Source organism: Legionella qingyii (assembly GCF_003184185.1).
The window spans coordinates 126,095-149,196 of record NZ_QHJG01000014.1 but is presented as its reverse complement, the minus strand read 5'-3'; the positions used below and the strand labels follow the sequence as shown (position 1 = coordinate 149,196).

The window sequence follows — 23,102 nt, the reverse complement described above, 5'->3', positions numbered from 1 at the left end:
GAGTATAGCCCCTTTAGCTTAAGAATTTCTTAATTATCTGTATTAATTGGTTCAAAATTATTGGATTTTTTCTTTATTTTTCTTTTCTCATGCCAGGTTTGCAGCATCACAAAAAATGCAGGAACAAAAACTACAGCAAGGCAAGTCGATGCCAACATGCCGCTGCATACAGCAATGCCAATTGAGCGCCGCGCATTGGCGCCAGCACCTGTTGCAAATACTAATGGCATTACCCCGAGAATGAACGCAAAAGAAGTCATCAAAATCGGGCGAAAACGCGTTTTGGCACCAATTGCTGCAGCTTCCATAATCGATTTATTATGAAGCTCATGCTGTTCTCGTGCCACTTCAACGATTAAAATAGCGTTCTTTGCAGCCAAAGCAATGAGCAACAAGACTCCAATTTGGGTGTACATATTATTGGCAAGGCCTAAAGCTGATAAAGCGAATACCGTTCCAATCAAGGCTAATGGCACGCTTAATAAAATCGCCGCCGGGGCAATCCAATCTTCATATTGCCCCGCCAAAATCAGATACACCAAAACCAGTGACAAAATAAAAATATAATAACTCATATTTCCGGCAATTTTTTCCTGATAAGCGGTACTCGTCCATTCATAAGAGACGCCTGCAGGTAATACTTGTTTGGCTAATCGCTCCATAACTTGCATGGCTTGACCGGAGCTGTACCCTGGCGCTGCAGCACCATAAATATTACTGGAAGGGTATAAATTATAAAGAGAAATAATGGACGGCCCAACAGTAGGTGACATATCAGTCAGCGTTCCCAATGGCACCATTTCACCGGACTTATTTCGTACATAATAATTACGCACATCGCCAATCGTCATGCGCGAGTCTGCGTCCGCCTGCACATAAACCTGGAAAACCTGTCCGAATTTTGAAAATAAATTCACATAAGATGATCCAAGATAGGTTTGTAATGTATCGGAGGCATCACCCACCGCAACGCCCAAAGCTTCCGCTTTGACCCGATTGATTGGGGCCGCAAGCTGAGGCACTGAAGCACGAAAGGAAGTCATTAGCCGTTGTAATTCAGGTTGCTGACTTGCATAACGAATCAACTGATCTGTAGCTGTTTGTAATTTTTGATAATCAAAGGAACCGTCTTGCAATTCAACTTGCATTTGAAAGCCGCCCGCCGTGCCCAAACCTTGAATTGGTGGGGGAATCATAACCAGGATTTTAGCGCCCAAGGTTTTTTGGGCAATTGCATTAAGCGCTTTGTACATCGCCAGCAAATCCTCTTTTTTACCCCGCTCACTCCAATCTTTAAACATAATATAAAGAACCCCGCCATTGGCAAGACTCGCGCTGTTATCTAAAAGCGAGATCCCGTCAATGGTGATCACATTAGCTATTCCATCAATTTTAGATACCTGGTCACTTAAATCGCGCAACAAAGCTTCCGTACGCCCCAAACTAGAACCATCTGGCAGTTGCACGTTCATCATCGCATAGCCCTGATCTTCGATTGGAATAAACCCGGTTGGGATACGGCTGAGGCCTATAATCGCCAAAATCACCAGTGTAAGGCCAACAAGACAAACCGATTTATTATTATGAACCAGCCTGTCAATGAACCTGAGATAGGTATCTTCTATAGGATAGTAATATTTATCAAATAAACGGAAAACAAGGTTCTTCTTTTTCTGAGGGTCTATCGGCTTGAGCCACAAAGCACATTGAGTGGGCTTTAGGGTCATCGCATTAATCGCGCTAATAAACGCGGTTGCGGCAATAACCAATGCAAACTGGGCATACATCGCGCCAGTTAAGCCAGGCATAAAACCTGCAGGAACAAATACGGCCATTAATACAAGCGTAATACCAATAATGGGGCCCATTAATTCCGTCATGGCATTAATTGCCGATTGTTTGGGTGGCGTGCCTTTTTCAATATGTTGGGTTACCCCCTCAACAATTACAATGGCGTCGTCCACCACGATCCCGATTGCTAAAACAAGGGCAAATAATGTCAGTAAGTTAATGGAATAGCCTAATGCCAGCATGGCAAAGAACGCACCGATGATGGTTACCGGTACCGTAGTTGTAGGCACCAAAGTGGCACGAGCGTTTTGTAAAAAGAGCAAAATAACAATCAGAACCAAAATACCCGCTTCGAATAAAGTTTTATATACTTCGTCTACTGATGCCTTCACGAAAACGGTTGTATCGAAAGGAATTGAATACTCCATTCCAGGCGGAAATTGCTTTGCCATTTTCTCAACTGCTTTACGTACTTCGGTTGCGACTTGCAGCGCATTGGCCCCGGGGAGCTGATAAATACCAATAGCAGCCGCCGGTTTGTTATTCAGTTTCGCGACCTGGTTGTAACTATTAGAGCCCAGTTCCACACGACCTACATCACGAATACGTACAATTTGCGCACTACTACTTTGATTGGCCGTTTGATTGGGCTTTTGAGCTACTGTTTTCACAATGATATTGGCAAATTGATCGACATCAGCAAGTTGTCCTGGAACGTTCACCGTAAATTGGTACGCTGCTTTGCCATCGGTTGGCGGTGCTCCAACTTGTCCAGAAGAAACTTCCTGGTTTTGGCGGCTAATGGCTTGTAGCACATCGCTTGGATTAAGTGAATAAGCCAACATTTTTTTAGGATCCAGCCAAACACGCATCGCATAAGTCCCGGTTCCAAAAATAAGCACGTTTCCGACACCAGGTAAGCGTGACAACTCATCTTGCATATTAATTGCAGCATAATTATCAAGAAACAGCCCATCGTATTCATTATTTTTGGATGTTAGGGTAATAAATTGCAAAATGGCCGTAGATTTTTGCTGGACCATAACACCCTGTTTTTGCACTGAATCGGGTAACTGTGCCATTGCTGATTGTACCCGGTTTTGTACCAATACTTGTGCAAAATTGAGATCCGTCCCGATGGCAAAAGTAACAATCAGCGTATAAGTACCATTATTGGTGCTGGTGGATTGCATATACAGCATGTTCTCCACCCCATTCACTTGCTGCTCAATAGGCAAAGCTACGGTTTTAATAAGTGTTTTGGCATCCGCACCTGGATAGGTAGTGGTTACCTGAATGGTTGGGGGAACAATTGCAGGATATTGAGTTACAGGTAAAACAAATACAGCTACCGCTCCCAATAGCACGATGAGAAGCGCAATAACGTTTGCCAATATAGGCCGCTCAATAAAAAATTTAGAAATCATTCTGCCATTTTCTCACATGTTGTAACAATTATCTGAACAATGCTCGCCTGTCATCGCTACAGAATTTACGAAGAATCTCCAAGTTCGAAGCTAAAAATGATTTTAATGAGGAAGTAGATAAACTAAATGACCGAATTAAAAACATTTTTTTACAACGAGACTGGCGGTTTTCGTAAGTCCTGATCTAAATTAATGCTTGGCTTCCCCATTACTCTTTGTTTGTGTGTCCTTGTCCCGTGGCGCAACTTTATTGCCAGGAGTCGCATTCTGCAGGCCATCAATAATTACGTCATCTTGTGCAGTAAGTCCTGTAGTCACCGCACGCATTCCATTCTCTACACTGCCCAATGTTACCCGTTTTGTTACCACAATATTGTTGTTATCCACAGTCAACACATAAGAGCCGATTTGGTCATACAGGATTGCTGTATCAGGCACAGTTAATTGGTTTTTAGGTCTGGAGATTGCAACTCGCACTTGCACAAAAAGGCCAGGCACAAAAATATACTCTTTATTGTGCAAAATAGCGCGAAGCTCCATAGTCCCTGTTGATGCATTAAGACCGGTATTAACAAAATCCAGCGTTGCTTTATACTTGGTCTCAGGATCATTTTGTAAGCTTACTTCAACAGGTATTTTATTAATATCTTCCGGTTTAAACCCACGTGCACGAGCTGCCGCGCGTAATTTGATTAAATCAATCTCATTCAGATTAAAGTATACATAGATTGGATCTATCTGCTCGATGGTAGCTAAATTAGTGGCCTCCCCATGCCCCACAAGATTTCCTACATCCACCAAATGCCGACCAATGCGGCCATCAAATGGAGCAGAAATATGGGTATAACTGTAATCAATTGCCGCATTTATTTCTTCTGCTTCTGATTTATCCAGTTGTGCCGCAATCTCCAGGGTTTTCGCGTACCATTTTTCGACTTCATTTAGGGAGGTGGCATGCTCTTTATACATGCGCTGTTGGCGTGCATATTCTGATTTGTTATAAATAAGTGATGCTTTTGCTGCAGCAACAGTCGCCTTGGCAGCCCTAAGTTTTTCAAAATAAGGCTCAGGCTGAATTACAAAGAGCTCTTTTCCTTTTTTAATAAAAGTGCCATCAACAAACTCAATTGAATCAAGATAACCCTCAACACGAGCCACCAGGTTAACTGCTTTATACGCTACGGTATTCCCCGTTTGCGTCACATATTCAGCCATTTCCTTGATTATTGGTTTTTGCACAACGACCGCAGGCACCGGGATGGTTGGCGCATTACTTTTGCCAAAAAAATGTAACATCAGATAGATAAGAAATAAAATAGCAACAGCTATCCCTGCAATTTTGACTGATTTTGAATCTCGATTAAAGTTCATACCCAATACCATTTTATTTAATTGTTCCAAAATGTTCCTTCTCTCTAAGGGTAAAAGCGACACACTATGCCGAATCGCTTCCATTAAGTTATGAAATTTTGTCATTCCCGCGAAGGCGGAAATCTATTCTTAAAGCGGCAATAAGCCACTCTAGAAGTGGGTTCCCACCTTTATGGGAACGACAGGTTTTTTCTTAACTAATGCGGCGAGAGGAGATTTCCTGTTCTCTACAATTAGGTAAACCCCACTACCATTTAGAACGCCTCTACCACTTAGGTAAATAAAGTTCTTTTATTTCTTCTTCCTTCGTTCGAGGTACTTCATGATTTTGCTGGTTTAGTAAAGTACCCCAGTTCGTACGTGCTGCCATTTCTGCTTTTATTTGTTGTGGCACCACATCATTTGTACCACGAATTTCCCAACCACCACCAAGCGCACGATACAGAGAGACTAATGCCAGAGGAATATTCGCTTGTGCATTAACAAGTGACGTCTGTACGCTTAATTGTTGTTGCTCAGCATTCAATACCGGTGTGAAATCAACTTCCCCGTTAACATAACGTATTATTGCTAGTTTCAATGTTTTAATTGCAGCGTTATTTGCCTTGGTTAAAGCACGCTCTGCCTTTTTTGCCTCGATATAGGCTGTAATACTATTTTGAACTTCTTGCTGCGCTTTAAGCACTAAATTGACGTAGCTTAATAAAGACTGTTGGAATGCAGCATCTTGCGCTCGTACCGCGTTGGTAATTTGCCCATAGTTAAGTATTGGCCAAGTCAGCGCAGGGCCTGCGGTTATGGAGCGGTTTGACCATTGGAATATATCCGAAAGCGAATTTTGACCAATATTATTTGAAGAAAAAACAAATGTTCCATTTAATGCTAAAGAGGGGAAAAGATTGGCTTTTGTTGCGCCTATTTTAGCGGATTGTGCCATCGCGTCCAAACGCGCTTGATGAATATCCGGTCGTCGAGCCAAGACTTCTCGGGGAATGCCAACAGCTACAGTTGAAGGTGCGTTGGGAATCCCTCTGCTTTTCCTCAACTCCCCATCAACACCGTTAGGCACCGTACCTAATAAAAGAGCCAATGCATTTTTTTGCTGCTCTAAATTGGTCACCAAGGGAGGCAAAGAGGCTTCTGTTTGTGAAAGCTCTGTCTGGGCTTGCTCGACATCAATGAGATTCGTTTGGCCCGCATTATATCGAGCGCGGGCTATCTTTAATCCTTCTCTTTGCACGACGATGTTCGCTTTCGTTACCTTGATTTGTTTCTCATAAGTACGAATTTGGATGTACGTACTGGCAATATCTGCGGTAAGAGTGACTAAGGCATTATCATATGCAGCAAGAGAAGATAAAAATGTAGCATCATTGGCCTGAATTGCTCTTCGATATTTACCCCAAAAATCAATTTCCCAATTCGCAGAAAAACCCAATGATAACGTTTCAAAGGATGAAGGCAAAAGTGTCTGCAGCTCGCCACCACCAATCTCATAATAGGTGAAATTACCAATGGCCGCCTGTTGTTGCGGATACAGCTGACCTACCGATTGGGCCAATAGTGCCCGGGTTTGTAAAACCCTTACCCCGGCACTCTGGAGCGTCAAATTGTTATGATACCCTTGATAAATTAATGAGGTTAGTACGGGGTCATGAAAAACCTGCCACCATTTTGTCGTTTTAAATGGTGCTTCTTTTACCGTTGCATCCTTCTTCGGCCAATGGGCAGCAATAGGTTTTATCGGCTCTTTATAATTAGGACCAACCATAAAACAGGAGCTCAATAACAGGCAGGCAACAAAGGTAAAAATTTTTAACATGGGTGCTAAGACTTCCCTATCTAAACTATTTTCCATTATTGGAAATCACATTAGCTTATTGCTTCAAGCACTTTATCACTACTATGAATTATTTAACAGATCATTAGCGTAAATCCCATCGATTAAACGATGGAATCACCATTATTTGCCTGGATGCAGCGCAGTAGAACCTGAGAATTCACTACCCGGTTTCTGCGATGACTTCACCCCAGGCTACAATCTAATTTATAGATTATTCTGGGGTATTAACTTGCAATTGGGTCACATTTTGCAAGCCACGTGGCAATCGATTACCTCGTCGTCCGCGCTCTCCTTTATAATGCTCCAGATCGGCACCTTTCAAGGTAAAATGACGTTTACCCGCATGCACTGTGAGGGAATCATCTGCGGAAAGCACTTGCAAGTCAATCACATACTCTTCACGTGATGCGGCTTTCGCAGCAGGAATACTGATTAATTTATTTCCCTTTCCACGAGATAACTCAGGTACTTCTTTCGCGGAAAAAATAAGTAATCGGCCAGCACTTGTTGCACACGCAACAAACAACTCCTCATGTTTAGGAAGTACGCGCGGTGATAAAATTTGGCTGGATTCAGGCAACTTGATACAGGCCTTGCCGTTGCGATTTTTTACGTAAAGATCATCAATCTTAGCGATAAAACCATATCCCGCATCACATGCCAATAACACCAACTGCTCCGCTTCGCCGCCAACTACCGCTTCAAAGAGTGCTCCTTCAGCCGGATTAAGCTTCCCAGTCAAGGGTTCACCCTGTCCTCGAGCTGATGGCAAAACATGCCCCGGCAAAGAATAAACTTTGCCCTCGCTATCGAAAAAGAGGACTTGTTGATTTGAACGTGCCATGGCCTGAGCCTTAAATTCATCACCAGCTTTATAGCTCAACTCGCTTCCGATTACATCATAACCTTTAGCGGCTCTCACCCAGCCTTTTTTAGAGAGCACTACCGTAATTGGCTCATTAGGTAAAATATCCTCTTCTTTTAATGCTTGTGATTCTTGTCGCACAATAATTGGTGAACGACGTGCATCGCCAAACTCATCCCTGTCTCTAATAATTTCTTCTTTAATCAAAGTTTTTAATCGTTGCTCTGAGGCTAAAATATTTTGCAGGTTATCTCGCTCAGCACAAAGCTCATCCAGTTCGCCACGTATCTTTATCTCTTCCAGTTTCGCTAAATGACGCAATTTCATTTCTAAAATGGCTTCTGCCTGGCGATCACTGAGGTTAAAACGAGCCATTAATCCCTGCTTGGGCTGCTCATGTTCACGAATGATGGCGATGACTTCATCGATGTTCAGATAAGCTATCAGTAAGCCTTCAAGAACATGAATACGATCGAGCACTTTTGCCAAACGATATTCCAATCGTCGCTTCACTACTGTTAATCGATAAGACAACCATTCGGTCAGAATATCCAGCAAATTTTTTACTCTTGGTCTGCCATCGAGCCCTATCATATTAAAATTAACTCGATAACTACGTTCCAAATCTGTGGTTGCAAATAAATGTGACATCAATCCTTCGGCATCGACTCGGTTTGAACGTGGAATAATAACCAGTCGCGTAGGATGTTCATGATCGGATTCATCACGTAAATCCTCCACCATAGGAAGTTTTTTCTGCTGCATCTGTAACGCGATTTGCTCTATTACCTTGGCACCAGAAACCTGATAGGGCAAAGCCGTGATGACTATATTTTGTTTTTCCTGACTATAAACAGCACGCATTTTAATTGAACCATTACCTGTCGCATACATACTCGCTATGGCTTGTGGCGGAGTAATGATTTCTGCTTCGGTCGGAAAATCAGGGCCTTTGATATATTGGGTCATTGCGGTTAAATCTGCGTGCGGATTATCCAATAAATGAACACAAGCATTAGCCACCTCGGTCAAATTATGGGGCAAAATATCTGAAGCCATACCCACAGCAATACCTGTTGCACCATTTAATAAGATATTCGGCAAGCGTGCTGGTAATAATGCCGGTTCTTGTAGCGTTCCATCAAAATTGTCAACCCAATCTACCGTACCTTGTAATAACTCTGAAAGTAAAACTTCCGCATAAGGCGATAACCGAGCTTCCGTATAACGCATTGCGGCAAAGGATTTAGGATCATCAGGAGAACCCCAGTTTCCTTGGCCATCGACAAAGGGATAACGGTACGAAAATGGCTGCGCCATTAATACCATGGCTTCATAACAGGCACTGTCACCATGTGGATGGAATTTACCCAATACATCCCCAACGGTACGTGCTGATTTTTTGTATTTGGCGGTTGCTTTCAAACCCAGTTCAGACATTGCATAAATAATGCGTCGCTGAACAGGTTTTAATCCATCTGCAATATGTGGTAAGGCTCTGTCCAAAATGACATACATTGAATAATCAAGATAAGCCTTTTCGGTAAATTCAGTTAATGGTTTTCGTTCTGTTACTTGATTCATTGCTTCTTTATTCATGAGTTTTATATCGTTATTTAACCACTAGGATACTTTGTTGCAAAGTATTTTCAACAAATTGGATGTTCTGGTAGATAGATAAACTACCTATACATTGTGAATAACTTTGTATATTTTTCTAATCAACGCAGTATAATAAATTTAACCAATTGATAATTAATTATTTTTTAAAATCTTTGGTTTTTTAAATATCTGATCACCTGTGGATAACCTTGTGTATTATCATAGCATATTTCGAATAAGTTGTTGTAAATAACACAAAAATTCATTTTAGACCCATACCCATGCCTCATTTTCGTTCCCATCCACAGCAAACAAAATAAATAATATATAATTGTATTAATATGCATCCTAATAAAGGACTACGGAGTTCAACTAATGGATGAAAAGACGAGTTCAAGCCGTTCCCTAGATACTTACAGTAATTCTCGCCTAAGTAAGTACATTCTTTACGTAATTTCCATACCGGCGTTTATTATGGTACTCATTATCAGCATTTATTCATACAAACAGGTTCGAGATCTTGTAGAGTCTAATAAATGGGTGACCCGTAGTTATCAAGTAACTCAAGCTACAGACAAAGTACTTTACACTGTAGTTGATATTGAATCGCATCAACGGGGCTATCTTATTACCAACGATAATCTGTACCTTGAATACATCAAAACCGTGACAAAAGAACTATCTGAACAAATCAACGACCTGCTGCAATTAACCATAGATAATCCTCAGCAACATGAACGTGTTACCCACTTTATTGATTTAGTGAATCAGAGACTGAAAATAATAAATGAAGTAATTCAATTCAAAATGCACAATAGCTTAAGTTCCCAGGAAGCCCTGATCTTAGTTCATAAAGGACAAGAAATATCAGATCAAGTAAGAGGCCTTGGCGACGAAATCAATGCAGTTGAAATGGTATTGTTGAATGAGCGAAATCAAATTGTAGTAAGCAACGCTCATAAATCTAGTTTGATAATCATCATAGGCAGCATTGTGAGCCTGACTGGCTTAATTGCAGCTTTTCTATTAGGAAATTATGAGTTGGCAAGCAGTCTAAAAGCTGAGCGGCGTAGAATAAATATTGAAATACAATTACAAAGCATTCTCGAAAGTGCAAGTGATATGATTGCTGCTGTAAATAGTGAATGTCGATTTATAATCTTTAATGAAGCATACCATCGTGAGTTTCGCCGCATATTCACCAAATCAATTACCATAGGAATGCCGCTTGAAGAAGCATTTGCTGATGTAACCGGTTCAAATAGACCCTATATGGAATTATGGGAAAAATCTCTAAACGGTGAGGAATTTGTAAATAACGTCGAATTGGAGATCAATAAGGAACGAAATGTCTATGAGGTCAGCTCAAGCCTCATTATCAATATAAATAATGAAGTAAAAGGAGCGGTACATATTGTTCGTAATATTACTAAATTGGTGAAAGAGCAAGACGAGCTAAAGGATTTAAATACAAACCTTAATAAGGGCCTGCAAGCATTAAAAGATAAAAATAAGCAAATTACACTGCTTGTTGAAATGAGCGACATATTACTTGCTTGTGGAACACTCGAAGAATTAAATAATGTAGTTACCAAATATTGTCAACGCGCGCTTAATTTTGCAAATGGTTATTTATATGTGCTGCATCCGTCAAAAAATTATTTTGAAAGTGTAGCCTCCTGGGGTGATCCCACCCCACAAGAAGCCAGTTTCACGCCTGAACACTGTTGGGCCATTCGCCTAGGTCATATTCATACAATAAGCCCTTCGCATCATGATTTAATTTGTGATCATATTAAAATTGCTGATAAACAAACGACAGCGTCTCATTGTGTACCTCTAATGGCGCAAAATGATATTTATGGATTGTTATTTCTTGAGATGAACCAAGAAGACACTACATTGTATTCTGATGATCATCTACTCTTGATCACTGCATTCTCGGAATTAATCGCTTTGGCCTATGCTAATGTACGTCTAAGGGAAAATCTGCGCTACCAATCAATCCGAGATCCATTAACCGGTTTGTATAATCGTCGTTATTTAGAAGACTTTCTATTTAAACAACTTCATCAAGCAGAACGTGCAAAACTCCCTCTTTCAATTTTGATGCTAGATTTGGACCATTTTAAACGGATTAATGATACTTTTGGGCACGATGCTGGAGACGTTGTTTTGAAAGAAGTAGGCAAAGTATTGCAGGATGATATACGCATTGAAGATATGGCATCGAGATACGGCGGGGAAGAATTTGTCATCGTATTCTTCAATGCAGATCCAAAATCTATTAAAGAGCGTGCCGATAGCATCAGGAATTCGGTATCCATGTTAAAAATAAGATATGGCGCCCAACAGGTTGGCCCCATAACCATTTCGATTGGAATTTCTTCCTACCCGGAGCATGGTCACACCCTGGTTGAACTCATTGAAGCAGCCGATAAGGCACTATATTTCGCAAAAAATAATGGACGAAATCAGGTCGTTTTATATTCTGATATCCAAACTGTTAAAGAGAGTTCCAGCATCAAAAGTGACAAAACCAAATAACGATATTTATTAAAATCTTCGGTTAATTTCACCAGTTATATTTACAGCGATTTAAAAAATCGCCTCCCTCTTGCACAAAAAGGGAGGGGAACATTAAAGATTGGAGTTGATACTATTTAATTGACTTTCTAACTTTTTGAATAGCGCGAATTTGTGCAACAGCTCGAGCTAGTTCGGCAGCAGCAACAGAATAATCCATTTCACCGCCTTTACTCGCCATTGCCGCCTCAGCTTGAGCTTTAGCAGCCAGAACAGCGGCTTCATCAAGATGCTCAGCTCGTTCAACCACATCTGCAAGAATAGTCACACAGTTAGGTTGTATTTCCAGCATTCCACCTTGAACATAGTAAATTTCTTGGTGGCCACCAGACAAAGTAATTCTCACTTCGCCTGGCTTTAGAATTGTAAGCAAAGGTGCATGACCGGCTGTAATACCTATTTCGCCTAATTCTCCTGTAGCCACTACCATTTCTACTAAACCAGAGAATATTTCATGTTCAGCACTAACAATATCTAAGTGCGTTGTTCTAGTCATATTTGCCTACCTCACAAGGTCTTAGCTTTAGCAACCGCTTCCTCAATGCTACCAACCATATAGAATGCCTGCTCAGGTAAATCATCGTATTCACCGGCGAGAATACCTTGGAAGCCTTTAATCGTATCTTTTAACGATACGTATTTTCCTGGAGAACCAGTAAATACTTCAGCAACGAAGAATGGTTGAGATAAGAATCTTTGGATTTTACGCGCACGGGTAACAACACGTTTATCTTCTTCAGATAATTCGTCCATACCAAGAATCGCAATAATGTCTTTTAATTCTTTATAGCGTTGTAATGTTTGTTGTACACGACGTGCTGTATCGTAGTGCTCTTGTCCAACAATTAGTGGATCTAATTGTCGAGAAGTAGAATCCAGAGGATCTACCGCAGGATAGATTCCTAGTTCAGCAATTTGTCGCGACAATACAACGGTAGCATCCAAGTGAGCAAACGTAGTTGCTGGTGACGGGTCAGTTAAATCGTCAGCAGGTACGTATACTGCTTGAATTGAAGTAATAGAACCAGTCTTAGTAGAAGTAATACGTTCTTGCAACATACCCATTTCTTCAGCAAGTGTTGGTTGATAACCCACAGCAGAGGGCATACGACCTAACAGAGCTGATACTTCAACCCCTGCCAAGGTATATCGATAGATATTGTCAATGAATAGTAATACGTCACGGCCTTCATCACGGAATTTTTCAGCCATGGTCAAGCCAGTTAATGCAACTCGTAAACGGTTACCTGGTGGCTCATTCATTTGGCCATAAACCAATGATACTTTATCCAATACATTTGAGTCTTTCATTTCATGATAGAAGTCATTTCCTTCACGAGTACGCTCACCAACACCCGCAAATACAGAGTATCCGCTATGCTCAATCGCGATGTTTCGAATTAACTCCATCATATTCACAGTCTTGCCCACACCGGCACCACCGAACAGTCCGACTTTACCCCCTTTAGCAAAAGGACAGAGCAAGTCAATAACTTTAATACCGGTCTCAAGCAATTCTTGACTGCCTGCTTGTTCTTCGTAACTTGGTGGCTTGCGATGAATAGACCAATGCTCTTCTGCACCGATTGGGCCTGCATCATCAACAGGACGACCCAAAACATCCATAATTCGACCCAGGGTTTTTTTACCAACAGGTACTTGAATAGGATTAGCTGTATTTTCAGCTTTTAAACCACGCTTAAGTCCTTCGGTTGTTCCCATTGCAATAGTACGAACTACACCATCACCCAGCTGTTGCTGTACTTCGAAAACCAAATCACCATCAACAAGTTTCAATGCATCATTGATTTTAGGGACATTATCACGGGGGAATTCCACATCCACAACCGCGCCAATAATTTCTACTACAGTTCCTAAGCTCATTTTATACCCTCTTATAAAGCGGCTGCGCCACCGACAATCTCTGCTAACTCTTGAGTAATTGCAGCTTGTCGAGCTTTGTTATAAGCCAATTGAAATTCTTTAATCAAATCACCGGCATTATCAGTTGCATTTTTCATTGCAATCATTTTAGCCGCTTGTTCACAAGCAATATTTTCAACTACTGCTTGGTAAATCTGCAATTCGATATAACGTTCTAAAAGATTATCCAGCAATTCCTTAGCATCAGGTTCGTAGATGTAGTCCCAATGATGCCCCATTGTTGTGCTGTCTTCTTCTGATTTTGGCAATGGTAGTAATTGTTTCACCATAGGCTTCTGAGTCATGGTGTTAACAAATTCGTTATATACAACGTGCAATGCATCGATGGTGCCATTATTAAACGCATCAAGCATGACTTTAACGATACCGATAAGGTCTTTTATACTTGGCGTATCACCTAGATGGTCTTTTGAGCCAAGAACATTACTGCCAACGCGTTTAAAAAATGCTTGTCCCTTACGGCCGATAACAGCAATATCAACCTCTTTGCCTTGCTCTTTCCAGTTACGAATAGTGCGAATTGTCTCTCGCAGCAAGTTTACGTTTAAACCACCGCATAGACCGCGATCTGTAGTGACAACGATTAGACCAATACGGTTAACCTCGCGATGGGTCATAAACGGATGTCTGTACTCTGAATGAGCACGAGCAATATGTTTTACTACACCGTAGATCTTACTGGCATAAGGTTTAGATGCGCGCATTCTTTCCTGAGTTTTACGCATTTTGCTTGCTGCCACCATTTCCATCGCACGAGTAATCTTTCGGGTCTTATTAATACTCGAAATTTTCGAACGGATTTCTTTTGCTCCAGCCATAATATCACTTCGCCTTAAATTGACTTACCAACTTGCCGTACGTTTAAAGTCCTCTACAGCTTTTTTCAATTTTGCTTCAATGTCATTATCGTAAGCGCCCGCTTCATTGATCAGTTGTAGTAGATCAGGATGTGAGGTACGCATATAGTCATGCAATGACGCTTCAAATGCAGCAACTTCACTTACCGGTACATCATCCAAATAACCTTTTTCAACAACAAACAATGCCGTACCCATTTCTGCAACAGATAATGGAGAATATTGTTTTTGTTTCATCAACTCAGTAATGCGCTGACCGCGCTCTAACTGTTTACGAGTTGCATCATCAAGGTCTGAAGCAAATTGAGAGAACGCTTCCAATTCGCGGAATTGAGCCAGTGCCAAACGAGTACCACCACCCAGCTTTTTCATGATTTTTGTTTGTGCAGCACCACCAACCCGTGATACAGAAAGACCGGAGTTAATCGCTGGTCTTACACCTGAGTTAAATAAATCAACATCAAGGAAAATCTGACCGTCAGTAATCGAAATTACGTTAGTTGGAACGAATGCTGATACGTCACCAGCTTGTGTTTCAATAATCGGTAAGGCAGTCAATGATCCTGTTTTTCCTTTAACTTCGCCATTAGTTAATTTTTCTACTTCATCAGCATTGATTCGTGCTGCTCTTTCTAGCAAGCGTGAATGCAAATAGAAAATATCACCAGGATATGCTTCACGGCCAGGTGGTCTTCTTAATAATAATGAAATTTGTCGATAAGCCCAAGCCTGTTTAGTTAAGTCATCATATACGATTAATGCATCTTCACCGCGCTCCATGAAGTATTCACCCATGGTGCATCCGGCATAGGGTGCGATGAATTGTAATGCAGCTGAGTCAGATGCACCGGCAACTACGACGATGGTATGTTCTAAAGCACCATGCTCTTCAAGCTTACGTACTATTGCTGCCACAGATGAAGCTTTTTGTCCGACTGCTACATAAACACACTTAACACCCGTGCCTTTCTGGTTAATAATCGCATCAATTGCGATTGCTGTTTTTCCTGTTTGACGGTCACCAATGATGAGCTCACGCTGTCCACGTCCAACTGGAATCATTGCGTCGATTGCTTTTAATCCTGTTTGTACTGGTTGGTCTACTGATTTACGTGCAATAACACCAGGAGCAACTTTTTCAATGGGAGCCATGCCTGCTGCATCGATTGGGCCTTTACCATCAATTGGATTACCTAAAGCATCAACAACCCGGCCTAAAAGTCCTTTCCCAACTGGAACTTCAAGAATACGGCCAGTACATTTACCTTTTTGACCTTCAGCTAAAGTAGAATAATCACCAAGAACAACCGCGCCTACCGAGTCTCTTTCAAGGTTAAGAGCCAGACCATAAATTCCGCCTGGAAATTCAATCATTTCACCAGCCATTGCATCTTCAAGGCCATGCAAGCTCACAACACCGTCTTTCAAACTGACAATAGTACCTTCATTGCGTGACTCAGATACTACACTAAAGTGTTCTATTTTCTTTCTGATTAATTCACTGATTTCAGAAGGATTTAACGCTACTTGTTCTGACATGGAAACTATCCTCTAAATTATGCGGCCAATTCTGTACTGAGCTTGTTAAGCTTGCCACGAACTGAACCATCTATAACTAAATCGCCCGCTCGAATTATTGCTCCACCAAGCAAGGAAGGATCAATACTGATTTTTAACGAGACCTTGCGCTGTAAGCGCTGACTTAATGATTCGATTAATCGCTGTTGTTGCGCATTTGATAAATCAGAAAAACTGCTTACATCAACACACAGAGTTTTCTCTTGCTCTGCACGATGTGCTTCATAGAGTGCACAAATATCTGGTAGCAGTATCAATCTTTTATTTGTAGCCAACAAGGTAATTAAATTGTTTAATGCCTTATTTTCATTTGACTTTGCATCGATTGCTGCATGCAACAACTCGATATGCTGCGCGACAGTAGTTGCTGGATTAGCAATAAACTTTTCAGCTTCAGGCATCAGCACAGCTTGTGCAAGATTTTTCAAATGTGCTGACCACTCAGCTAATTTTTTTTCCCCTAAAGCATATTCAAATATTGCTTTAGCATAGGGTCTGGCTATGGTGGTACTATCAGACATTTTAAATCTCTTCTATCAAGTTATCTAATAAGGCAGTATTTACCTTGGCATCAATTTCGCGCTTCAAAATTTTCTCAGCACCAGTTATTGCCAAGTTTGCAACCTGTTTACGCAATTCATCTTTTGCGTGATTGACTTGTTGCAGTAATTGCTCTTGTGCCAATTTCACTTGCATTTGCGCTTCATGCTTCGCAGCTTCTTTTGCTTCTTCAATGATTTGCGCAGCACGCTTATTCGCTTTTTCAATGATGTCTGCTGATTGAACCTTAGCTTGTTTTAATTCATCCTTTACGCGATGCTGAGCTAGTTCTAATTCTTTTCGACCACGTTCTGCAGCAGCTAAACCATCAGCAATTTTGTCTTGTCGTTCTTCCATTGCCTTTGCTAATGGAGGCCATACTAACTTCATGGTAAACAAAACAAACGCTGCAAAAACGAGCATTTGTACAATTAATGTTAAATTAATTTCCACTGTTTATCTCCTGTAACAATTAGGGCGCCTGGCGCCCTGATTATGTGTTATCAAGAACCCAGGTTGCTAAGGAAAGGGTTTGCGAAAGTAAAGAACAATGCGATACCCACTCCAATCATGGTTACGGCGTCTAATAGACCAGCAACGATGAACATTTTTACTTGTAACATTGGAACCATTTCTGGTTGACGAGCTGAGCCTTCAAGGAATTTGCCACCAAGCAAACCAAATCCTATCGCTGTGCCCAATGCACCCAAACCAATTAACAAGGCAACCGCAACAACGGTCATACTCTGAATTTGTGCTATTAAACTAGCGGCTTGCATATTTATCCCCTTTACAATGGATGAAAATTAAATCGGTTAATGATCTTCGTGTGCCAAACTAAGATACACAATCGTTAGCACCATGAAAATAAATGCTTGCAATGTTATCACCAATATATGGAATATTGACCACGCCAGCGCCAAAATAAATTGTGCTGAGCCTAAAGTCGCAGTAGCCAGTGTTGATGAAGTTGCAGCATTTAAGGTTAACAGCGCGATCAATATGAATATCAATTCGCCTGCATATAAGTTACCAAATAAACGTAATGCCAGTGAAATTGGTTTAGCAACGAGACCAACCACTTCGAGCAGTAAGTTAAAAGGTATAAATCCAGGATGATTAAAAGGCTGTAAAGTCAACTCTTTGATAAACTTTTTCACACCTTTTATCTTAATGCTGTAAAAAATAATCAGAATAAATACAGAAAGTGATAAACCAAAGGTTAAGTTTAAATCGTTTGTTGGCACGACTTTAAGGTAGTGGATGCCTCCGGTTTGCGCGAGAGCAGGTAATATATCTACAGGTAAAATATCCATGAAGTTCATCAGGAATACCCATAGAAAAATGGTTAATGCCAATGGCCCAATTAGGTTGTTTTTGCCATGGAAGCAGTCTTTAACCTGATTATCTGCAAATTGAAGCATGATTTCAGCAAAGTTCTGTAACTTACCCGGAATGCCGGTAGTCACTTTGCGTGCACCAAAATACATTAATCCGCAAACAACTATTCCTAAAACGATTGAGAAAAATAAAGTGTCAAGATTCAATGTCCAGAAACCACCCGAACCCAATTTCATATCACTAACGTTATAAGTAAGATACGTTAAATGATGCTTAATGTAGTTTGTGCTAGATACCATTTCAGTCACTTTCAGGCCTATTCTGTTTATTTACAATAATCAACGGGGCAAACCAATGCGTCATCAGTATCATAATATACGACGCAAAAAACGCTAACGGTGTGATTTTAAATAGCAAAAACACCGCAGTGAACAGGAATATGGATATAACTATCTTTAATGCTTCGCCTTTATAGAAGCTATTTACTATCTGTTTGGCTGAACGCGCACCCTGATACTTAAATAGTTTCCTAGCAAAATATGCATTTGGAACGATACAAACCATACCACCAAGCAATGCTGAACTTCCTGCATTAGTACCATATACTAGTGCGCATAAAGCTGCAAAGACCAATGTAACGCTTAGCTGTACAAACCATAGTCGTACAATTCCGCGCTTACTTAGTTGTTTGTTCACATATTCACCTAAGTTTCACCGCGCGAATTATAAATCAACGCGTATGAATAAGCAATGCCTGATCTAAGCAATAAAGTTAATAACTGTTCAGAGGATATACTTGAATCTTTGATGGCGGTTAAAATTTACGACGAAATGCACAATCACCACGCTAATTTAAAGAGCGGCATCCAATAAGATGTAAGACTTACGAAGTTTTATTTTCATACAAAGTGAGCCAAATACAGCCAATCAGTGAATGGGCACTCAGTGATTACTAAAATTATTTCACTTTAAGTATTTGACTATCTGCGTCCTCTTGCTCGACGTCTACAGATAGTAAATTTAGCTTAAACAATTCCTCTTTTAGTTTTGTACTCGATTTATAGACACTTGTGGGACTTGCGATGGGTGGTTTGGATATTATACTGATATCAAAACCATCATTCTTTATCTTTTCTTTCAACTCATCACTTAGCCCTGACTCAATCACTTGATGTACTGCTGTTGAGCAATTGAAGGTTCGGATATTGTACTCTTTTTTGCTTCTAGATAGTGCAACCATTCGCGCGAGCACACGTTCTGTATCTAAACTATGCGTCGGTTGCTGGCTATCATAATCCATTGGGAGTTCTATTACACCATCTGGTTCTTTCCCCACAGATCTATGCCGCTCAGCAAAATCTTCTTTACATGCCTCAAGTTGTTTCGTTGCTAACTTTAACTCTATCATGAGACTATCAACACGATCTCCGTCTTCTTTTGTAAAATCAAGTTGTAAATCGGGTTCTCTTCCTTCCTTCCTCGCTGACTCTAGCTCATTCATAAATTCATCCCGTTTCTCCATGAGCATTTTTTGCTCATCTTCTAAATTTACTTTTTTTTGATTCAATTGTTGATAGGCAGGATCATCTTCAAGTTGTCTGCCCTGTAGCAGAGACGGGTGCTCGAGTTCTTTTATTTTAGTCACTTCTTTTCTTGATATGAGATATCCTTTGACTGTAGTTTTCGTAGATATGGGTTGTTCTTCCGAACCATATAATTTTAATATTTGTTCCGCTTCTAATTTTCCCTCAGGATCATTCTCCCATTCTGATTTTCGATCATCAAGAAACCTATTGATATGATGTCCATTCGTATACCCTGGCCACCAGCTAAAATAGGCAAAATATACCACTTGTTCTTTTGGTTGATAGCTGTCGCCCTGTTTTTCAGAAATAATTTCTGTTCGTTTACTGATAGTGACTCCATCAATACTACCGTATTTTGTAGCGAGACTATCTCCTTTTTCATCAGAAGGCCAAGTTAACTCTATCGAAGTATGTCCCATATTTCCTCCGAAAAACTTCGGCCCAATTACTCTTTTCAATCCTTTTGAATACTCCTTCGTACTATGGTTCCAAGTATAAATCGTTAAAGCCATAATTGACCACCAATTAATCTTAATGATTAAATTATAGACTACAATGGTTTATGTTTTATACCCAGCAAATGTCACTGCGTCTGGCGGTAAGTTGAGCCTTCCCTAATATACGGTCCTGTCTTGTATCCAACAAAATTTCTAATTACCAATGACCTACATTCGGCTCTGATACCCAGGGTTCTTGTATTGGCAGTGGGTCACCTTTTTGCAACAACTCGATGGAAATATTATCTGGCGAACGAATAAACGCCATATGCCCATCTCTAGGTGGTCGGTTAATTACTACCCCTGCATTTTTTAATCGTTGACATGTCGCGTAGATATCATCCACCCGGTATGCTAAATGACCAAAATTTCGCCCCTCTTGATAGTCTTCGGGATCCCAATTGTAAGTAAGCTCAAGCAAGGGTGTATTTGCATGGGTTGTGTGCTCTAAATCATCTGTTGATGCTAGATATATCAAAGTATATCGGCCTTTCTGATGCTCCGTGCGTTTGACTTCAACCAGGCCCAGTTTATTGCAATAAAAATCCAGAGACTCCTCTAAATTTGAAATTCGTACCATCGTATGTAAATAATTCATCCATTTTCTCCTTTATAGTTTTCCTGCGGAAGCCAATTACACTAGATTTTAACGTCTATAATTAAAGTGTGGAGCTTATTATCGCAACTCGGGTAATAAGTAGTGTTTATTAACCTCGCAAAAGGAAAGAACATGCCTGATAAGATCCAACGTACTGCAGCCAGCCTGCAGCAAAAAATGCTCGCTCGTTATAGCGATGGGTTACATCATAAACATAACAAACATCATCTAGAATATCGACAACACTTTAGATCCCACCCTTGTAATCAAGGTAACGATATAAGTGAAGAAGAGTTAACCGGCTCCACGGGATTATTACGCCAACTTAAATTAAGGAAAATGCGTAAGCGACCTGATAAGGGGCATTTCCATTAATATACATACATCCTAAAAAGGGCGGTTGGTTGTATGTGATATTTTAATCAAGCGCTCTTTTTAGGATTACCCTACAGAATTATCCTGATAAGTAAAATATTTGAGCATTTTTACCACACGTACAACATCGCTGGTTTCTCTTGCCATATTAATTACTTTTTCAGCTTGTTCCTTATGGACATCTCCCATCAAATACACCACTTGATCTGAAGTAACAATTTTGAATGCATTAGGATCAATCGAATCATCAGCAAACATTTGCCCGCGAATTTTCGCCGTTATCCAGCTATCTAGCATCAAATTGGACTCTTCAGTGCGAACCTGTACTTGATTAAATAAACGCCTGTAACCTTTTACCTTAGCTAATCGTTGACTCAATTTCTCTTTCATTTCAGCCGTGGGAACGTGTCCGGAGACTAAAATATCACCATTGAACACGGCGATATCGATAACACATCCATTATTTTTGAATTTGTTATCGACAGTTATCGCATTATTCACTTTTATATTTAAGCTGTAATCATCCAGTTTCTTATACACATTATGTCTGTCGTAGACCATAGTAGCGCCAGTCCATATGCCGCCTACACAGCCATATAAACAGAATAGAACACTAGCAAGTAATACTGCAAAACATCCTTGTTTTAACATTTCATTTAGTGAATATACTGAAAAATTTTAACTACTTTATTCACACCATTAACTCGCCGCGCCGCATCGACTGCAAGAGCTGCTTGCTGTGCGTTAACGATACCCATGAGATAAACTACTTTATTTTCTGTCACAATACGAATTGATCCGGACTCAAGTCCCTTTTTAGCCAACATTCTGCTGCGGACTTGACTGGTTATCAAACTGTCTTTAGAGCGCTCTGTAAGCGGTATAGGATAACCAACTGATATTTCATTATAAACTCGATGTGCACCTGGAGCACTTCGGGCTATTTTTTCGGCTAAATCACGTAAAGAAGCTGTTGGTGTTTGGCCTACAAGTAAAACCGCACGATTAAAACTAGTCACAATAACTCGCGAATCACTAAACTGCCGATTTGTTACTATGGCCTTATGAATCACATGAAATAATCGCGCATCAGCCTCCATGGTAATGACACCGCGTCGGTCATAAACCATGCCAGCAACAGCTCCAGTTACAACAGCAGCAACACATCCTGTCAGCAAGGTGGTTACTAAAAGAAAAGCGATTGATTTTAATTTGAAACTCATTTTTTACCCCAACACCTGACCAAATAATGACTGGTCAATTAAATCACAAAAGCAGTGTAAGATGAACAAGTGCATTTCTCTAATTCGTGCTGAATTATCTGACACAACGCGAAGCTCAATATCTTCTGGGCCCAAATGATTTGCTAGCACTCCTCCATCACGTCCGCTTAAGGCTACGGTGTCCATCCCACGTTCATTAGCGGCATGAAGCGCGTATAACATACTGTCGGAGTTACCTGAGGTAGTTAATAAAAGCAGCACATCGTTTTCTTGTCCTAAAGCCTGAATTTGGCGCGCAAAAACCTGGTTATAATGATTATCATTTGCAGAATAACTTAAACTGCTCGCATCAGTACTTAAATTAATTACCGGAAGAGCCGGGCGTTCAACTTCAAATTGATTCAACATGGCGCTTGCAAAGTGCATGCAATTGGCACTTGACCCTCCATTACCACACAATAATATTTTGCCATCGGCAAGCAAACAATTCACTAAACGTTGCCCGGCTTTGGCGATTGAATCAGATAAAGAATCAGCAAGTGCTATTTTGGTTTCTATATTTACCCCAAACAGATGTCTTACTCGTTCTTCCATTTGTCCCATCATATTAAACCTCTATCTTGTACTTTCTTTGTAGCCTGGGTGAAGCGAAGCGGAACCCTGGTTATTGTTCAGATGATAAAACTCCCGGGTTCCACTTCGCTACCCAGGCTACATTTAATTAATAATCCGTTCCAAATGCATCTTTTATCCAATTAATGGATGCTGATTTTCCATCAATACTTACAACATCAAAACGAAGAGCTAATTGGTCATACTTTCGATGTTCCAGCAGATAATAAGTCGCTGCTTTGAGTATTTTTTGTTTTTTTGTATAAGTAACGCTTGCAATGCCACCACCAAACTGGGTAGAAACGCGCGAACGTACCTCTATAAAAACCAACTGTTCCTTGTCACGCATAATTAAATCAATTTCACCCAAGCGGCAATTGTAATTTTGCGTTATGAACTCAAGACCTTGCTTTTTTAAATATGCTAAAGCTTTTTCTTCAGCAATACGGCCTTTCTCATAGGTCAT

General features: G+C 40.5%; 21 protein-coding genes. 2 read left to right on the top strand and 19 right to left on the bottom strand.

The window, feature by feature from the left end; all coding sequences use genetic code 11:
* Window positions 1–29: 29 nt before the first annotated feature.
* The 4 genes from DGG96_RS10170 to parC all read right to left on the bottom strand — a co-directional run bounded on the left by DGG96_RS10170 (window position 30) and on the right by parC (window position 8,896).
* Window positions 30–3,218 carry an efflux RND transporter permease subunit gene (locus tag DGG96_RS10170; protein WP_110142556.1) on the bottom strand — a complete coding sequence of 1,063 codons (3,189 nt, stop codon included), beginning with the start codon at window positions 3,216–3,218 and terminating at the stop codon, window positions 30–32.
* 189 nt (window positions 3,219–3,407) lie between these two features.
* Window positions 3,408–4,589 (bottom strand): efflux RND transporter periplasmic adaptor subunit, encoded by a 1,182-nt coding sequence (locus tag DGG96_RS10165; RefSeq protein WP_233590524.1) that lies wholly within the window; start codon window positions 4,587–4,589, stop codon window positions 3,408–3,410.
* A gap of 265 nt (window positions 4,590–4,854) precedes the next feature.
* Entirely contained in the window at window positions 4,855–6,411 is a 1,557-nt protein-coding gene (locus tag DGG96_RS10160) for an efflux transporter outer membrane subunit (protein ID WP_110142565.1), read from the bottom strand.
* Window positions 6,412–6,643: 232 nt separating this feature from the next.
* Entirely contained in the window at window positions 6,644–8,896 is a 2,253-nt protein-coding gene (parC, locus tag DGG96_RS10155) for a DNA topoisomerase IV subunit A (RefSeq protein WP_110142555.1), read from the bottom strand.
* 378 nt (window positions 8,897–9,274) lie between these two features.
* Between parC and DGG96_RS10150 the strand changes: the two genes are divergently transcribed.
* Window positions 9,275–11,446 (top strand): diguanylate cyclase, encoded by a 2,172-nt coding sequence (locus tag DGG96_RS10150; protein ID WP_110142554.1) that lies wholly within the window; start codon window positions 9,275–9,277, stop codon window positions 11,444–11,446.
* Window positions 11,447–11,558: 112 nt separating this feature from the next.
* On the opposite strand, the gene DGG96_RS10145 is transcribed toward DGG96_RS10150, so the two are convergent.
* From DGG96_RS10145 to DGG96_RS10095, 11 genes are all read right to left on the bottom strand, one after another.
* Window positions 11,559–11,981: a F0F1 ATP synthase subunit epsilon gene (locus tag DGG96_RS10145; RefSeq protein ID WP_110142553.1), complete on the bottom strand. Its 423-nt coding sequence runs from the start codon at window positions 11,979–11,981 to the stop codon at window positions 11,559–11,561.
* A gap of 11 nt (window positions 11,982–11,992) precedes the next feature.
* Window positions 11,993–13,369: a F0F1 ATP synthase subunit beta gene (gene atpD, locus DGG96_RS10140; protein ID WP_058469309.1), complete on the bottom strand. Its 1,377-nt coding sequence runs from the start codon at window positions 13,367–13,369 to the stop codon at window positions 11,993–11,995.
* A gap of 11 nt (window positions 13,370–13,380) precedes the next feature.
* Window positions 13,381–14,247: a F0F1 ATP synthase subunit gamma gene (gene atpG / locus DGG96_RS10135; RefSeq protein WP_110142552.1), complete on the bottom strand. Its 867-nt coding sequence runs from the start codon at window positions 14,245–14,247 to the stop codon at window positions 13,381–13,383.
* Window positions 14,248–14,271: 24 nt separating this feature from the next.
* Window positions 14,272–15,825, bottom strand: coding sequence for a F0F1 ATP synthase subunit alpha (gene atpA / locus DGG96_RS10130; RefSeq protein WP_110142551.1), 1,554 nt, complete (start codon window positions 15,823–15,825; stop codon window positions 14,272–14,274).
* 17 nt (window positions 15,826–15,842) lie between these two features.
* Window positions 15,843–16,385 (bottom strand): F0F1 ATP synthase subunit delta, encoded by a 543-nt coding sequence (locus DGG96_RS10125; RefSeq protein ID WP_110142550.1) that lies wholly within the window; start codon window positions 16,383–16,385, stop codon window positions 15,843–15,845.
* A gap of 1 nt (window position 16,386) precedes the next feature.
* Complete coding sequence (locus DGG96_RS10120) at window positions 16,387–16,857, bottom strand: F0F1 ATP synthase subunit B (RefSeq protein WP_110142549.1); 471 nt, start codon at window positions 16,855–16,857, stop codon at window positions 16,387–16,389.
* A 50-nt stretch (window positions 16,858–16,907) separates the two neighbouring features.
* A complete protein-coding gene (gene atpE / locus DGG96_RS10115) occupies window positions 16,908–17,183 on the bottom strand; it encodes a F0F1 ATP synthase subunit C (RefSeq protein WP_010655291.1) in 276 nt (91 codons plus the stop codon).
* Between the two features lie 36 nt (window positions 17,184–17,219).
* A complete protein-coding gene (atpB, locus tag DGG96_RS10110; RefSeq protein ID WP_076547500.1) occupies window positions 17,220–18,044 on the bottom strand; it encodes a F0F1 ATP synthase subunit A in 825 nt (274 codons plus the stop codon).
* Between the two features lies 1 nt (window position 18,045).
* A complete protein-coding gene (locus DGG96_RS10105; RefSeq protein ID WP_110142548.1) occupies window positions 18,046–18,441 on the bottom strand; it encodes a F0F1 ATP synthase subunit I in 396 nt (131 codons plus the stop codon).
* Between the two features lie 262 nt (window positions 18,442–18,703).
* Window positions 18,704–19,750, bottom strand: a complete 1,047-nt coding sequence (locus DGG96_RS10100) for a hypothetical protein (protein ID WP_126955477.1) — start codon at window positions 19,748–19,750, stop codon at window positions 18,704–18,706.
* Window positions 19,751–19,985: 235 nt separating this feature from the next.
* A complete protein-coding gene (locus DGG96_RS10095) occupies window positions 19,986–20,426 on the bottom strand; it encodes a VOC family protein (RefSeq protein WP_110142546.1) in 441 nt (146 codons plus the stop codon).
* A 132-nt stretch (window positions 20,427–20,558) separates the two neighbouring features.
* On the opposite strand from DGG96_RS10095, the gene DGG96_RS10090 reads away from it, so the two are divergent.
* Window positions 20,559–20,801 (top strand): hypothetical protein, encoded by a 243-nt coding sequence (locus DGG96_RS10090; protein ID WP_110142545.1) that lies wholly within the window; start codon window positions 20,559–20,561, stop codon window positions 20,799–20,801.
* Window positions 20,802–20,867: 66 nt separating this feature from the next.
* Here the strand turns inward: DGG96_RS10090 and DGG96_RS10085 are convergent, their stop codons facing one another.
* From DGG96_RS10085 to DGG96_RS10070, 4 genes are all read right to left on the bottom strand, one after another.
* Window positions 20,868–21,452, bottom strand: a complete 585-nt coding sequence (locus DGG96_RS10085; RefSeq protein WP_110142544.1) for a BON domain-containing protein — start codon at window positions 21,450–21,452, stop codon at window positions 20,868–20,870.
* A 5-nt stretch (window positions 21,453–21,457) separates the two neighbouring features.
* Window positions 21,458–22,024 carry a BON domain-containing protein gene (locus DGG96_RS10080; protein WP_110142543.1) on the bottom strand — a complete coding sequence of 189 codons (567 nt, stop codon included), beginning with the start codon at window positions 22,022–22,024 and terminating at the stop codon, window positions 21,458–21,460.
* Between the two features lie 3 nt (window positions 22,025–22,027).
* Window positions 22,028–22,627, bottom strand: coding sequence for a D-sedoheptulose-7-phosphate isomerase (locus DGG96_RS10075; protein ID WP_110142564.1), 600 nt, complete (start codon window positions 22,625–22,627; stop codon window positions 22,028–22,030).
* A 118-nt stretch (window positions 22,628–22,745) separates the two neighbouring features.
* Window positions 22,746–23,102, bottom strand: coding sequence for a YraN family protein (locus tag DGG96_RS10070; RefSeq protein WP_110142542.1), 357 nt, complete (start codon window positions 23,100–23,102; stop codon window positions 22,746–22,748).

Coding starts and splice junctions, on each gene's coding strand:
- DGG96_RS10170 (WP_110142556.1), bottom strand. CDS start 3,218: ATGATTTCTAAATTTTTTATTGAGCGGCCTATATTGGCAAACGTTATT.
- DGG96_RS10165 (WP_233590524.1), bottom strand. CDS start 4,589: ATGAACTTTAATCGAGATTCAAAATCAGTCAAAATTGCAGGGATAGCT.
- DGG96_RS10160 (WP_110142565.1), bottom strand. CDS start 6,411: ATGTTAAAAATTTTTACCTTTGTTGCCTGCCTGTTATTGAGCTCCTGT.
- parC (WP_110142555.1), bottom strand. CDS start 8,896: ATGAATAAAGAAGCAATGAATCAAGTAACAGAACGAAAACCATTAACT.
- DGG96_RS10150 (WP_110142554.1), top strand. CDS start 9,275: ATGGATGAAAAGACGAGTTCAAGCCGTTCCCTAGATACTTACAGTAAT.
- DGG96_RS10145 (WP_110142553.1), bottom strand. CDS start 11,981: ATGACTAGAACAACGCACTTAGATATTGTTAGTGCTGAACATGAAATA.
- atpD (WP_058469309.1), bottom strand. CDS start 13,369: ATGAGCTTAGGAACTGTAGTAGAAATTATTGGCGCGGTTGTGGATGTG.
- atpG (WP_110142552.1), bottom strand. CDS start 14,247: ATGGCTGGAGCAAAAGAAATCCGTTCGAAAATTTCGAGTATTAATAAG.
- atpA (WP_110142551.1), bottom strand. CDS start 15,825: ATGTCAGAACAAGTAGCGTTAAATCCTTCTGAAATCAGTGAATTAATC.
- DGG96_RS10125 (WP_110142550.1), bottom strand. CDS start 16,385: ATGTCTGATAGTACCACCATAGCCAGACCCTATGCTAAAGCAATATTT.
- atpE (WP_010655291.1), bottom strand. CDS start 17,183: ATGCAAGCCGCTAGTTTAATAGCACAAATTCAGAGTATGACCGTTGTT.
- atpB (WP_076547500.1), bottom strand. CDS start 18,044: ATGGTATCTAGCACAAACTACATTAAGCATCATTTAACGTATCTTACT.
- DGG96_RS10100 (WP_126955477.1), bottom strand. CDS start 19,750: ATGGGACATACTTCGATAGAGTTAACTTGGCCTTCTGATGAAAAAGGA.
- DGG96_RS10095 (WP_110142546.1), bottom strand. CDS start 20,426: ATGAATTATTTACATACGATGGTACGAATTTCAAATTTAGAGGAGTCT.
- DGG96_RS10090 (WP_110142545.1), top strand. CDS start 20,559: ATGCCTGATAAGATCCAACGTACTGCAGCCAGCCTGCAGCAAAAAATG.
- DGG96_RS10085 (WP_110142544.1), bottom strand. CDS start 21,452: ATGTTAAAACAAGGATGTTTTGCAGTATTACTTGCTAGTGTTCTATTC.
- DGG96_RS10080 (WP_110142543.1), bottom strand. CDS start 22,024: ATGAGTTTCAAATTAAAATCAATCGCTTTTCTTTTAGTAACCACCTTG.
- DGG96_RS10075 (WP_110142564.1), bottom strand. CDS start 22,627: ATGGGACAAATGGAAGAACGAGTAAGACATCTGTTTGGGGTAAATATA.
- DGG96_RS10070 (WP_110142542.1), bottom strand. CDS start 23,102: ATGACCTATGAGAAAGGCCGTATTGCTGAAGAAAAAGCTTTAGCATAT.